This window comes from Magnetococcus marinus MC-1 (assembly GCF_000014865.1).
Lineage (GTDB): Bacteria > Pseudomonadota > Magnetococcia > Magnetococcales > Magnetococcaceae > Magnetococcus > Magnetococcus marinus.
This window is the reverse complement of record NC_008576.1, coordinates 4,635,433-4,650,221: the sequence shown is the minus strand read 5'-3', so window position 1 is coordinate 4,650,221 and position 14,789 is coordinate 4,635,433. Positions and strand designations below refer to the sequence as shown.

The following is a 14,789-nucleotide window of genomic DNA, read 5'->3' as shown; positions in this document are numbered from 1 at the left end:
TAGCTCCCTGAACGTGTTCATATCTTTTTTAAGCTCCAAACCCTGGAGCGAGTGACTAAATCCTGAAACTCCAAACCTCACGAGCAGCACGAGGACAGACAAAAGCAGAGTCTCATTATTCCCTCAAGCCTAACTGGTTGGTGACCAAAACAAGGGAAAGGATGCATCTTTTTCGCGACCCTCCATTGTTTTAGCCCATTTTTTTACCGGCCAACACTCATGAATGCCGACCAAATATAGGGCAAGCCCCACTGTGCGGACTGCATGAGCTCAAGTTGTGAATCTCTAAGTGCTTGGTGGGGTGACTTGCCTTCACCCAACCGTTTGTAGAGTCCGGTCATCAAAGCTTGGGTGCCGGCGTCGCTCACTTCCCATAGAGAGGCGATCACCTCTTGAGCGCCCGCCTCTTGGAACGCGCGCCGCAAACCGTACACCCCTTCCCCTTCATGGATCTCACCCAAACCGGTTTCGCAAGCGGACAAAATGGCCAGCTGAGTACCGCTCAAATTAAGATCCAACACCTCCAGTGCGGTAAGAATACCATCGTTTTTGGTATCGATCTCACCGAGGAATGGTGCATTGGCGTTAACCCCCGCAAAGGCCAGACCCGAGCGCAACATGGGGTTGTCTCCTGGGGGCGGGGTGGTGTTCAGCTCCACACTACGGGCCATGCTCTGTAGACGTTTACGCAACCGTTCATCCGCCTTCAAGAAGAAACCGTGGGTTGCAATGTGGAGCATATTGGGGGGTACCTCAATATCCTTAACCACCTCTTCTTGGGCATCATTGCGCAGCTTGAGGGTAAATTTACCACCCTCGCTGGCGAGGGTCTCGGTAATTAACTGTCCCTCTTTTTCGGCACCGGGTAGTGGGTCAAAACGTAAGCCCCGCATGCCTCGTGAAAGTGCCCGTAGCCCTGCGCGCATGGTGGCCGAACGGGTTGCTCGGGCACCCCCTTGGCGCTCTTCATCACTCACCACCACCGCAGCCCGGTTTGCACTACGCCGTCCCCGCACCGCCGCCAACACCTGCTGACCGGCAACCTCTTCGGTATCATAATTGGGGCCTGCCAAAGTCAACTGTGGTCCCTTGGCTGGTGTGATCAGACTGGGCAGCAGATCACGACTGGAGGTGAGCATGTGCAAGTCTGTCGCTTCCAGCAGATAGACATCCTCTTTAGGATCAACCATAGCAATAAAGGGCAGAATGTTCAAAATGCCATCGGGTACCACATAGACGTTCTCTCGCTCATCCAGCAGTTCGGAGATCGGCCCCCACACGGCATCATAAACTTCCATGCTCAGATCCCTGAGATCATCCTCATCCATATCTTCGCTTTGAATGGCTGTACGCAGATCAACCACCATTTTTTCCAATTCGGGCATAGTCAGTTCATAGCCTACCCGATTATAGCGTACGTTATCGCCATCCTTGGTCATAACCCCAGCCATCAGGCGTGAGACATCGTTGGGGTCTTTATAGGCGACAAAATCCACCATGGCACCCCCATCGGGCAGCGCCTCTTCAAGATCTTGCAGCGAGATGGCCCGCTTGTTCTGGCGGAACTGCTGACTGGCCCGGCCCAGCATACCATCCAAGGTGCTGAGACGTTCTTCCAAGGCGTTCAAACCAAGCAGATGCTGCTCAGGGCTTTGATCTTCAGCGGGGCCAGAGAGGGTCAAAGCGGCCAACTTTTTGCGGCTCAACTTGAGTTCATCGGTGATCGCTTTAAGGGTGGGATCTTCAGACAGACGCGCAATTTGGTGAATTTCAGAGGTAATTTTGAACAGCATACCCTTACGCTGTAAACCCACCTCCATAATACTGCGACCGGCTCTCTCGGCGTTGATATGGGGTAATAGTGCCATAAAGCGGTTAAGCTCACCACGGTGCAGGCGCACATAACCTTCACGGGCGTTGTCACTGGTGACCCACATCATACGGTTGAGAAACTCCGTGCGTCGCTCAAAGGCGGTATAGCGCAGATCATAGGCTTTAGGCAGCAGATTGGTCACTTCCATAATGCCGGCCAGCGCGTCCAGGGTTTCAAAGGTGTAGGGGTGTTGTGGTCCCAGGGTCTTTTCGTTCAGTTTTAGGGTCTGTTCTAACAATTTTTGTGCATCCGCCGCATGCCCGGTGCGCAACAGCACAACCCCCATATCCAGCATGGAGCGCTGGGTATCCACATGGGTTTCGCCCAGTGCTTCACGGCGGCCATCCCACGCTTCTTGAATAAGCTGTTTGGCTTCGTCATAGCGTTGTTGAGCCAGACGCACCCGGCCCAAGTTGTTGATGCTCTTGAGGGTACGCTGATGGCGTGCGCCTAAACTTTTACGCCAGCTCTGGGTCACTTCATTAAGAAGTTCAGCGGCCTCGTCATAGCGCTCGGACTTCATGTAGAGGTAACCGAGGTTGTTAACAAAGGCCAAGGTATCGGCATTCTCTGGCCCCAGTTTGGCACGGGTGGCGGTAATGGCGGTGGCGTAGAGGGGTTCAGCCTTATCAAAATTACCCTGCACCTCGTAGAGCAGTGCCAAACTGTTGGTTGCCGCCAAGGTAGTGGGGTGGCTCTCGCCCAGTGTGGCACGCGCGGTATCAAGAGCCTCGCGGAACAGCGGTTCAGCACGATCATAGAGACCCTGGGTCTCATAGACCAAGCCTAGGTTGTTAAGAATGGCCACGGTGGTGGGGTGGGTTTTGCCCAGCCCCTGCTGAGCGGCTGCCAGTGCCTCATCATAGAGCACTTCAGACTCCGCCAGACGGCTCTGTAGACGCAACAGACCAGCCAGTTCGGTACGGCTGGCAATGGTGTTGGGGTGGGTTTCGCCCAGGGTTTTTGCTTCAAAAGCCATGACTTCACGCAACAGCTTTTCGGCACCCAGATAGTCGCCCATATCGCGCAGGGTGAGCGCCATGGTGTTTTTGGCACGGAAATGGGCCTCTTCCAATGCACTCTTCAGGGCGGTTAGCTTGAGCATAGGCTTCAGACGCAGCTTGGCCTTGGCATAATCCCCTAGGCGGCGCTGCACATCGGCCAGCGCAATGCTGGTATTGAGCAACTCCACATTGTCCAAGCCCGATGCAGCACTCTGCTTTTTCAGGGTGCTTTGATACAGAGCCTCGGCCTGCTTGAGATCCCCTTTTTCCGAGAGGGTAAAGGCCATCTGGTTGTGACAGACGGCACTTTTGGGGTGATAGAGACCAAAATGGCGATCAAAACGGGCACAGAGGGTGTTAAACAGCGTAACCGCTTCGCCATACTGACCCGCATTGGAGAGCATGGCCGCTTGGCTGTTTATGGCTTCAAGGGTATCCAAATGGCCCTCTCCCAACAGCTGTTGGGCGCGTTGGGCGATCTCTCCATAAAGCTTGCCTGCGGGGACAAAATCCCCTCTGGCGGCCAGTGCATCGGCCAAAATGGTTTGGTAGGAGAGCACTTCAGGATGTCCCGCACCCAGCACTTCAGTAGCGACGCTATCTAGGGCATTAAACAACGCAACAGCTTGTTCCTGTTGCGCATCCAACAGGTAGGCTTGGCCCAGAAGCGATTGGCTACGTAGGGTTATGAGATGTTTGGCCCCAAATTTTTCATCCGCATGCTTAACCAGTGCCTTGGCTAGGGCAGTGCCCTCGGCAACTTGGCCCTTGTTCAGGCTGGCTTCAATGCCTTTATACTGTTTGAGCCAGTCGATCATGGCTTTTGCCTCCACCCCTTTGGGTAGGAGAGAGGCCTTTTTCACCACAGCTTGGGCGGCAACCGGTTGCAGGGAGAGGGCTTGGGTAATGCTGTTGTTGTAACTGGTTATGCGTTTAACCGCAGTGGCACGTTTTTTATCGAGTAAAGCGGCGGCCACGGCATCCCGGTAGTATGCGGCGGCTTCAACCGGACGTTGCAATTGTGTATTCAGTTCAGCGGCTTTAGCGAGGGTTGCCTCATCCCCTGGATTTTGCGCCAATTTAGCGGTTAGCTGATTAAGTGCTTGAAGCTGGGGTGGTCCCTGCTCGGCACGGGCAACCCCCGCTTGTTTTTGGCGCTCTTTGGTGGCTGCCACCAGTTTTTCACGCACGGCCGCATTGCTAGCCAGCACCGCTTGCACCTTGGCAGGCTCCATGGTGCTTACCAGTTTGGCTTTGCGCTTGCCCGCCAAGGCGTGGTCCTGGGCTTCGGCGTAGTCGTACCATTTTAGGGCAGAATCGGTATTGACCTTGGTACCGATGCCTTTTTCATATAAAAATCCAAGGTGATACTGGGCGTGCACACTGTTTTTCAGGGCAGCCTTTTGTAACCACTCAAAGGCTTTAACATTATCCTCTTCGACCCCCATACCGGCGTAGTACATCACCCCCAGTTTGGCCATGGCGTCTATGTGACCATGCTCGGCAGCTTTGAGATACCACTGGGCCGCACTTTTGGTATGCTCGGCTTTGCGGCCACGAATATAGATCTCTGCCAGCGCAAACTGGGCTTTGGCATCACCGGCATGCGCCGCTTTTAAATAAGGTTCTACAGGTTCTGGTAGATCGGGTAGCGCCTTTTCTTGAGCCCACGCCGTACCCAGGCCAAGCATCACCAAGGTAATGATTAAGTAGCGAAAAAATCCGTGACCGGAAGGTCTATATGATCTGTTCATGGTTCATCAAAGCCTTCATGATGCCTGTCTGTGCGGACCATGAAAGGACCACACAGCCTAATTTCCCATCCATGACCACTACCTCCCCCATCTTGCGAGCAACCCTATCATGCGAGCAACCATTATGGGCTGGGGTGTCACGCAAGAGAGTCGGAAGAGGTGTTGGGCACGATCCTTGGTCGGATGAACAAATCATCCACCTTCCTATGTGTCGTCTGCATACGGTTTGGGTGCAGCTTGTATCATCTACATCCTCCCCCACCGTGCATATTAACATGATTGCCAGGAAATGCTCTCGGAGTATTGTGCACGAAAGGGGGGGAAAAATACCATTACCCCCACAATTTTTGCATGGATCGTGTTCCTTGTGCTTTTTCAGCAAGCCTGCTGGCGTAAAAATTTTTAATGAAGAGGATGGCTACCGCATCCTTTTCACGCGATAATGCGGAAACCTCGCTCCCCATTAGGATGGATTTTCCATGGCCAAGCATACGCACACCTCGTTTCCCACCCCAACGGTTGTGATGACCGATGATACAGCGGTGGTTCGTTCTCTTAATGGACAGGTACATCTCCTTGATCCCGCTTATGTGCAGGATGGTACCTATCTGCGGGAAGGTGCGGACTTGATCTTGGTGAAAAGCGATGGCGCTGCGCTGCGGGTGGTGGGCTATTTTGACCATGTTAATCTGCCCACCCTTATCTTGCCCCATGGTGGAGCCATCTTGCCAGAGACCATTCAAGCGGTCTTGGCTACTCAGGGTCACGGGGTGCAGGTAGCGGGCCCCAGCATGGGCGTGACCGAAGCCATTGGGCAGGTAGCCCAGTTGGCGGGCAAAGTACTGGCGCAGGGGCGGGATGGGCTTATGCGTATCCTGGATGAGGGCGATGAGATTCTGCCCGGTGATATGCTACGTACCAGCGGCAACAGTCTGCTGTTTGTCCTGTTTAAAGATGGGACAGAGTTTCAGCTTGGCGAGGATGCCCGCGCCATGCTCGACAACTATATCTATGATCCGGCCGGTTCCCAAGGTCGATTTGATGCCACCATTTTACGGGGTATTTTCCGTTATAAAAGCGGGGCTTTAGCCAAGCTTACCGAAGGTAGCCACACCCTGCTTAAAACCCCTGCGGCCATGATCCGTGTGCGGGGTTCGGAGGCCGATGGTGAAGTGGGTAGCGATGGGGCGACCACCGTTGTGCATAAATCGGGTGTGTTTGAGATCTCCGATCCTTTAGGCCAGAACGTGGTTACATTGGATCAGCCCGGCCTTGCTACCGCCATCAGCTTTGGTCAGGGCCCCGCTCCTGTCTATCAAGCGCCCGCCAATCTGGTTAGCCGCTTTCAACAGCAGCTTTCGGCGCAAAGTTTTCAAGACGCCAAACAGGAGCAGCAAAACAAGCTGGAACAAGAGCAGGAGCAGTTGCAGGAGCGCCCTCCAGAGGCTGAACCTGATCCAGAGTTAAACCAGGGCGAGCCCCCCGAAGGTGAGGGCGATGGCCGTGGGCCTCCCGAAGGTGAGGGCGATGGCCGTGAGCCCCCCGAAGGTGAGGGCGATGGCCGTGAGCCCCCTGAAGGGGAGGGCGATGACCGCGGACCCCCTGAAGGGGAGGGCGATGACCGCGGACCGCCTGAAGGGGAGGCCAATGATGAATTCTTCGATAAGCTGTTTGGCAACGAAGGGGATGACCCCTTTGCCCTGAATGGTCATGATCCCTTCGAAACAGGGCTGGATGATGGTTTTGACTTCGGGGGCAATGAATTCGAACCCCCCGAGATAACGCAAAATAACCCCGAGGATGACTATCTGCCTACCAACCAAACGGCGGTAACAACCCTAAATTTGGGCAGCTTTGCGGAGTCAGCCACGGCGGCCAATCTTACCTTTACTTTGGAGGATCTGCGTCAGCTCAGCTCTTATGCCAATGCGGAGATTGAATTTAACCCCCAATTGGGCTTTTCGGTGGTTAGCCAGGATAGCTTGGGGAATGAGGTCTACCAATATGCGCCTAATGGTCGGTTTGATTATCTGACTCAAGGTCAGTCGGTAACGGCCACGGTGGGTACTTTTTACGCCGATGGTGTGCAGGGCTCGATTGTTGCCACGGTGATTGGGGACGACTCGGAGTCGTCCCAATATTATACCGTAAACGAGGATAACCCTTTCAGTGGTAACCTAAATTATTACGTCAACCCCCACTATGGTAGCCCCATCGCGTTTGAGACCGCCTACAGTGGTCCAGGGTCCCTAACGTTGGACGCCCAGACAGGGGCATTCATCTACAGCCCCAGTTACGCTTTTGGTGAAAACAGCACCCCCAATGGGGACAGTTATCTCTATGCAGATCAATTTCAGGTGGCGCTGCTCTATAGCGGCAGTGGTGATCCCTTTTACACCTACACCACGGTCTATATGCAGAGTGACTATGACCCGAGCCTGAACATCACCACCCTGAGCATGGATGAGGATGGCAGCACAGCCGTCTTTCTGCATGCCAATGAGCCCAATGTGGGCACCCATACCCTGCTCTCCCTCTATGGGGATGCACAGCATGGTACGGCCAGCCTAACCAGCTTTGGCACCCTGAGTTATAGCCCCGATCCCGACTATTTTGGTGTCGAGGTGTTGACCTTGGTTATGGATGATGGTGAGCGTGAAAGCTATCAAGAGCTGATCATTACGGTTAATGGGGTCAACGATGATCCCGTACTCAGCACGGCTGCCACCATCCATGTGACCGAAGATCAACCCTACAGTAGCGGCACGGCCACCGCCACCGATGTGGATGGGGGCACCCTTACCTTTGCCCTGACCACACAGGCGGCGCATGGTTCGGTGAGTTTGGACAGCATGACCGGGGATTATACCTATACCCCGGCGGCGGGCTATTTTGGATCCGACAGTTTTACCCTGGAGGTAAGCGATGGAAATGGTGGGCTTGACAGTCAGAGTGTGGCGGTTACGGTCGCTGCGGTAAACGATCACCCGCAACTGACCACCACCACGACCATAAGCACAGCGGAGGATACCCCCTACAGTGGCAGTGCGATGGCCAGTGATGGGGAGGGTGATACCCTCTCCTTTAGTGTGATCCAAGGGAGCCATGGTGCGGTGAGCCTGAACAGCTCAACCGGGGATTATACCTATACCCCGGCAGCGGACTATTATGGCACCGACAGTTTTACCCTGGAGGTGTCGGATGGCAATGGGGGTACCGACAGCCAGAGTGTGACCGTCACCATTACCGGTGTGAATGATAGCCCGGTGTTTACCAGCGGTGCCACTTTATCCACCCATGAAGATACCCCCTATCATGGTACCATCACCGCCACCGATGTTGAGAATGACACCCTGACTTATATGCTCTCCAGCCAGCCGAGCCATGGTGCTTTGACCGCATTTGACAGCGGTACAGGCAGCTATAGTTACACCCCCACCACCGATTATTATGGTACCGATAGCTTTACCGTAGAGGTGAGCGATGGGCAGGGTGGTATGCAAAGCCAGACCATCACCCTAACTGTGGCGGCGCAAAATGATCTGCCCACCATCAGCGCGGCCATATCGGTTCTCACAGTGAGTCTGGATAGCACCAGCTCCAGCTATGCCTATACCGTCGCGGATGTGGATGGCGATACGCTAGCGGTCTCTTATACCGCTTCTAACGGTGGCAGTGTGGTGCTTTCCAACGCCAGCGGTAGCGGCACCTTTACCTACACCCCGGCTGCGGGTTTTACCGGGACAGAGACCATTACCCTCAAAGTGGACGATCCCACCACCGCTGCCGATCCCGGCACCTATGGTGCCACCACGCTTACCGTCACGGTGACGGATGCCACCGCCCCCTATACATTGGCACTCGCCGCTATGACGGCGGGCAGTGACTATACCCTGCTTAGTGGTGCCGCTGGGGATGCCTTGGGATACGCCAGCAGCTATGTGGATGACTTTAACAAGGATGGCTTTGGGGACTTGGTGGTGGGGGCCCCCAATGCGGACAGTGCCGGCAGCGCGTATGTGCTCTATGGCAGCAGCGATGGTTTTGGCAGCAGCTTGGATCTGGGCACCCTCAATGGTAGCCATGGCTTTTTGTTGCAATCCCCCACCGGCAGCAACGATGAGCTGGGTTATGCGGTGACTGGCACTGGAGATTTTAACCACGATGGTTACGAAGATGTGATCGTGGGCCTGCCTGGTTACAGCTCTACGGCGGCGGTAGCGGTGGTTTATGGTCATGCCACCTCCACCACGGGCACGCTTAATCTAAGCGATCTCGATGGCAGCAACGGCGTTTTGATCCTCGGTGGCAGCTCTACCGCAGGCATGATGGGTCACGTTCTGCTTGGGGGGTCGGACTATAATCAGGATGGGGTGGATGATCTTTTCCTGGGTTTGTCGGAGCAGGATACCGGTTTTGTCGCGGTGGTGTATGGCATGGATGGTGGTTATGGCACAGCCAGCATGACCATGGATAACCTGATGCAAGCGGGCCAAGGTAAGATTTTGGTGGGGGAGGCCTATGGGGATCGTTTTGGTTCGGCCCTAGAAGGGGATATAAACTTCAATAACGATAACTACAGCGATCTGATGGTTGGGGCCAGTGGTGTCAACAGTGGGGCTGGTGCTGTCTATGTGGTGTATGGGGCCACCGATAATGCCATGGTCAACACCGTGTATATGTCCGATTTAAGCAGCGCCACGGGCTTTACCCTATATGGTGCCCAAGCGGGGGATGGCTTGGGTAGCTCCATCAGCTATGTGGGGGATCTGAACGATGATGGTTATGAGGATGTGATCATTGGGGCACCGGGTGCCAATGGGGGGCAGGGGGCGGCTTATGTCCTCTACGGTAGCGGGAATGTCACGGGCAGCGATCTCTATGTTACCGATCTCGATGGCAGCAATGGTTTTGTGATCAACGGCATGGCGAGCAGTGGGGGGGTAGGCTATTCGGTGCGCATTGCCGGGGATGTGGATGGGGATGGGTTTGAAGATTTGATAATCGGCGCGCCACAAAGTGTGGGGGTGACGGGTAATAATGGTGGTCAAGCTTATGTTATTTATGGTCGTAGTGCGGCTGAGAGTGGCTTTGGTGCCTCCCTTAACCTGAGCGATCTGGCCAGCAGCCAAGGTTTTATGCTCAAGGGTGTGGACAGCAATGATGGGTTTGGCGCCTCGGTGAGTGGTCTGCTGGATGTCAATGGGGATGGTTATTTTGATTTGGTGGTGGGCGCTCCTGCGGCGACCGCCAGCACCGCCGGTGATGTGGGGGGTGAGGCCTATATTATCTATGGCAAGGATTTCCGGGGGCGCATGGATAACTCCTATACGGCGGGGGATGATGTGATCACCGCGCCTGGGGCCGATACCGATATAATCCGGCTGGATGGTGGCGCGGGCAATGACACCATAACCGGCAGTGCCAATGGCGATCTCATCATTGGTGGGTTGGGTCATGATACCCTCTATGCCGGTAGTGGTAGCGATACCATTTATGCCGGGGCAGGCAACGATATAATCTACCTTGATGATGTGCAGAGTAGCGATAGTGACCAAATTTGGGGTGGGGCGGGGGTGGATAAGGTTGTGATCAATAGCGCCGCTGGGGTTACGCTGGACTATAGCAACGGTGGCGATCCCATAGAGCTCTCTTCGGTGGAGTGGCTGGATCTGGAAAATGGTGGGACCGATCAGCTAACCATCACCGCTTGGGCGTTGCGGGATGCCTCCTCCAGCTTGGGTTACAGTATGGTCACGGGGGATAGTGGCGACACCATAAGCGCCCCCAGTTGGGATGGGCAGTGGTATTACCATACCTCGGGTGTTTATCAGGATCCCATCACCGGCAGTGGGGTGAAAACCTTTAATATTTACTACAACCTTTCCGGCAGTAGCGATACGACGACCAACGCCATTCTCGCGGTGGAGAGTGATGTGGATCAGAGCGGGCTGAACGCCATCAACATCTCTTTCCGTTCGGTAGGTTATCTGGAGAGCAATACGGGGGCGGTATTAAACGGTGCCACTGCGGGTGATTTGACGGGGCGTCAAACCAAGGGTATTGGGGATATTAATGGCGATGGTTATGGGGATTTTGCCATAAGTGCCCATGCTGCCGACCCCAATGGGGTCAGCGCCGCCGGTCAGGTCTATGTGGTGTATGGAACCAGCGATGGGTTTGGTGAAAGTTTTGAGCTGAGCAGCCTCAATGGTGCCAATGGTTTTGTGGTGGAGGGGGATACGGCGGGGTTAAAGCTGGGTTACACCATCAGCGGTGCCGGGGATATTAACGCCGATGGTTATGCCGATTTTGTGATTGGCAACAATCAATCGGGGGATGCCGGTCATGCCTATGTGATTTTGGGCAGTGGTACCCGCAACAGTGCCACCCTGAATATCGGTTCGTTATCCAGCAGTGAGGGTTTTACCATCAGCCGTAGCAGCGGTGATAGCCCCCTGAGCACCCGTGGTGGGGGTGACATCAACGGCGATGGTTATAGCGATATTGTGCTGGCCGACAGCAATGCGGACATTGATCTGAACAGTGATATGGTCGATGAGAGCAATGTGGGGGCGGTCTATGTCATCTATGGCCGTGCCAATGTGGGCGATGTGAGCCTCACCGATCTGGACGGCAGCAACGGTTTTATCGTGACCGGGGATGCCGCTGGAGCCGAATTTGGTGTTTCAGCCACGGCCCATGGTGATCTGAACGGCGATTTTATGGATGACCTGATCATTGGTGCTGGGGATAGTTTGCATAGCGCAGCGGGACAGCTGTGGACCGTGTGGGGCAGTCAATCTTTAAATACGGCCAGCATCGGGGTGGATACGTTGCGCGACAGCAGCAGGGCGTTTCAGATCTACAACAGCCAGGGGGGGGATCAGTTTGCCCATAAGCTCGCGTATGCTGGAGATCTAAACGGCGATGGTTATAGCGATATGGTGATTGGCTACGCCGGTGCCAACAGCGCCCAAGGTGGGGCGTTGATTATCTATGGTCGCGACGCCATGGCAACCAACTTTAATGGGGCACTTACCGTGAGCTCAGCGCTCTCCATGGGCAATGTGGTGGCCTTGGATGGCTTTACCTCGGGCAGTTACTGGGGGGATCGGGTGCGGGGGGTTGGGGATCTCAATGGTGATGGCTATGATGATCTCTCGATTGGTTCACGTCTCGTCAATGGCACGGGAGCGACCGCCATCCTTTATGGTGGTGATACGACCCTCTCGTTGACCAGCAACGCTTTGGCGGCGGTGAATGGCAGCAACGGGTTTATCGTCTACGGCAATCAGGCTGGTGGTCAGTTTATGGTGGATGGTTCGGCGCTGGGGGATGTCAATGGTGATGGTTTTGATGATCTCATTGCCGGGGCCAATATGGTGGATGTGAATGGTGGTGCGGATACTGGGGTTGCCTATCTTTTCTATGGCCAGGACTATAGCAATATTGGTGCGATTTTGGGCAGTCCCATCAGCAGCGGTACGTTGACCGGTACCTCGGGCACGGATGCCATCCACGGTAATATCCAGAGTGAGATCATTGATGGTGGGGCGGGGGCGGATGCCCTCTATGGTGGGGGTGGCAACGATATTTTGATCTACGATGATCTGGATTATTATGTGGATGGTGGGGCCGGCTCGGATGCCATTGTGGTGAGTGGGGCCGGGATAACAATTGGTGGTGCCACGACCCAGACCGGCCATGGGGATGTGCATAATATCGAGGCGGTGGATCTGACCGGAACCGGCGATAACACCCTATACTTGGATCTTAATCAAGTATTGGATATAACCGACAGCAAGCAGACCCTACTGGTTTATGGCAACAGTGGCGATACCCTGTATATGAATGACTTCAATAGCTGGAATCTGGCCACCACGGGCTCCATGACCAACCCCACCAGCAGCGGTAATACCATCAACTACAATCTCTATACCAATGGTGTGGCCAAGCTGTTGGTGGATCAGGATATAAACTTTTTGAACAGTGTGCTTTAGTGAAGGGTGACGCCTTGCGATCACGGAAACCAAGCTACGGGGGAGGGTCTCAAGGCTCGGCATGCAGGAGAAATTGAGCGGCAATCCGTTTGAGGGTTTTTTTGCGGATGGGTTTGTTCAAAAACGCATCACTCCCTGCATTAAGCGAGGCGTCTCTATGGGATTCAGTCGCATGTGCGGATATGATAACGATAGGTACTTTTGCAACACGATGTGCTTTTTCCCAAGCCCGTATCTTTTGGGTCGCACTCAGACCATCCAGACCGGGCATCTGTAGATCCATTAGAACCAGATCCAGTGAGTGTCTGGAGGCGATGTATGTGTCAATCGCCTCGTGACCATCTACAGCTTGAATGATTTCACACGCATAATCACGCAGGTAGTGGGACAATAGGACTCGGTTATCTTCACTGTCATCGACGATCAACACCCGTTTTTTCGCATCGAGCGGGTCTGGCTTTTTTCTATTTTTGTGCAGACCCAGCACCGATTGGATTTTATCAATCAATTCATCTTCATCGTGAAAATCCGGGAAGATAGAGACACCCCTGTCGGCAAGTGCTTCCATGTCATCTCTTTGGTAACAACGGCCACAGATGAGAATTTTCGCCTTGCAGTCGGTGACCTCCTGTTTAAACTTCTCAAACCCTTGTAATAGCTTCTTTTTACTTGTGTTATCATGATGCACGATAAGCAGGTCGGTATCCTTTTCTTCAGCAAAACACGCCGCGATGGATTGACCATTAAAGCATAGATGCGAATGGGCACCGTGGCGGGTTAATTGCTCTTCAAAGAGCATGCCTTGGACAAGGTGATCTGTGAGTATGGATAGGTTCACCCCTTGCAGCTTTTTCTCTTTACCCGTTTGAACAGGGGCGGTGTAGCGGGTCAAGGGAATGGAGACCGAAAATGTGCTGCCATGTTGGGGGGTGCTTTTGAGTTCGATGGTTCCTTGCATCAGATCGACGAGATTTTTACAAATCGACAAGCCAAGTCCCGTCCCCTCGGTGGTTTCAGCGTTATTGTAGGCACCACGGACAAAAGCCTGAAAAATCTTCTCCTGATTCTCTAAATCGATGCCATCTCCTGTATCAACCACTTTAAATTCAACGTTATAACGAGAGTTTACAGGCTTTGCAGAGATCAGCAGCGCCACACTGCCCCAGTGGGTATATTTGATGGCATTGCCCAGTAGATTGACCAGGATTTGCTGAAGACGATTGGCATCACCAATAAACCAAGGCGCAATGTCAGGCGAGATATAGGGAATAAAAAGAATCTTTTTCTTAAAGGCCAATGGTCGAATAATATTGATGACATTCTTGACCAAGGCTATGAGGCTAAAGGGTTTTTCTTTGATTTTGATAATTCCTGCTTCCAACTGGGTAATATCAAGAAGATTACCAACCATACTGGTTAGGTGGTCCGTTGCTTGGCGCATTGAGTCGATGTATTCAAACTGCTCTTCAGACAATGGTGTGCCCTCTAGCATATCTAACATGCCGATCATGCTGTTCATCGGCGTGCGGAATTCATGACTCATTTTGGCGATAAAAACCCTCTTTGCCTCATGCCTGGATTCACATTCCCGGTAGGCCGTTTCGGTCGCTTGGCGTCTGAGGACCTCGCTTTGGAGGATGATATTGGTTCGCTCAACCTTTTTGCGGTTGATGTAGAGTTCTAAAAATAGTTTGGCTTTGGCAAGTAGGATTTCATGGCATATGGGTTTTTCAATATAGTCGATGCCACCGGCGTGATAGGCAATCAGACTATGGAACTCATCATGGTAAGCCGAGGTGAGAAAGAGGATAGGAATATTCATGGTCTTATCATAGGATTTCAGGTGACGAGCAACCTCATACCCATCCATCCCTGGCATGTCTATATCCAGATAAATTAAGGCAAAGTCATGCTCATTGGCCAGGGCCAAGGCGTCATTTCCAGAGGGAGCTTGGATGATCTCAACACGGAGCACTTTTAAGATTGAATGGAGGGCAAATAAATTTTCTGGGCGGTCATCGACGATCAAAATTTTTGGACACAGCTCCATCATTTCGACTTCCTTTTTTGCAGGTTGAATCTGCTTAACTTAAGTAGTTCACGACAGCTCGCTCCCAGCAGCCAGATACGGCAAACAGTCATTTTCTTACATATA

The 14,789-nt window shown here is 53.5% G+C and carries 3 protein-coding genes; 1 reads left to right on the top strand and 2 read right to left on the bottom strand.

From position 1 onward, the window contains the following. Nucleotides 1-203 precede the first annotated feature (203 nt). A complete protein-coding gene (locus MMC1_RS19000; RefSeq protein ID WP_011715233.1) occupies nucleotides 204-4,631 on the bottom strand; it encodes a tetratricopeptide repeat protein in 4,428 nt (1,475 codons plus the stop codon). Between the two features lie 479 nt (nucleotides 4,632-5,110). On the opposite strand from MMC1_RS19000, the gene MMC1_RS18995 reads away from it, so the two are divergent. After that, nucleotides 5,111-12,634, top strand: coding sequence for a tandem-95 repeat protein (locus MMC1_RS18995; protein ID WP_011715232.1), 7,524 nt, complete (start codon nucleotides 5,111-5,113; stop codon nucleotides 12,632-12,634). A gap of 49 nt (nucleotides 12,635-12,683) precedes the next feature. Here MMC1_RS18995 and MMC1_RS20755 read toward each other — a convergent pair whose 3' ends face one another. After that, entirely contained in the window at nucleotides 12,684-14,687 is a 2,004-nt protein-coding gene (locus MMC1_RS20755; RefSeq protein ID WP_011715231.1) for a response regulator, read from the bottom strand. Nucleotides 14,688-14,789: the final 102 nt, after the last annotated feature.

Coding starts and splice junctions, on each gene's coding strand:
- MMC1_RS19000 (WP_011715233.1), bottom strand. CDS start 4,631: ATGAACAGATCATATAGACCTTCCGGTCACGGATTTTTTCGCTACTTA.
- MMC1_RS18995 (WP_011715232.1), top strand. CDS start 5,111: ATGGCCAAGCATACGCACACCTCGTTTCCCACCCCAACGGTTGTGATG.
- MMC1_RS20755 (WP_011715231.1), bottom strand. CDS start 14,687: ATGATGGAGCTGTGTCCAAAAATTTTGATCGTCGATGACCGCCCAGAA.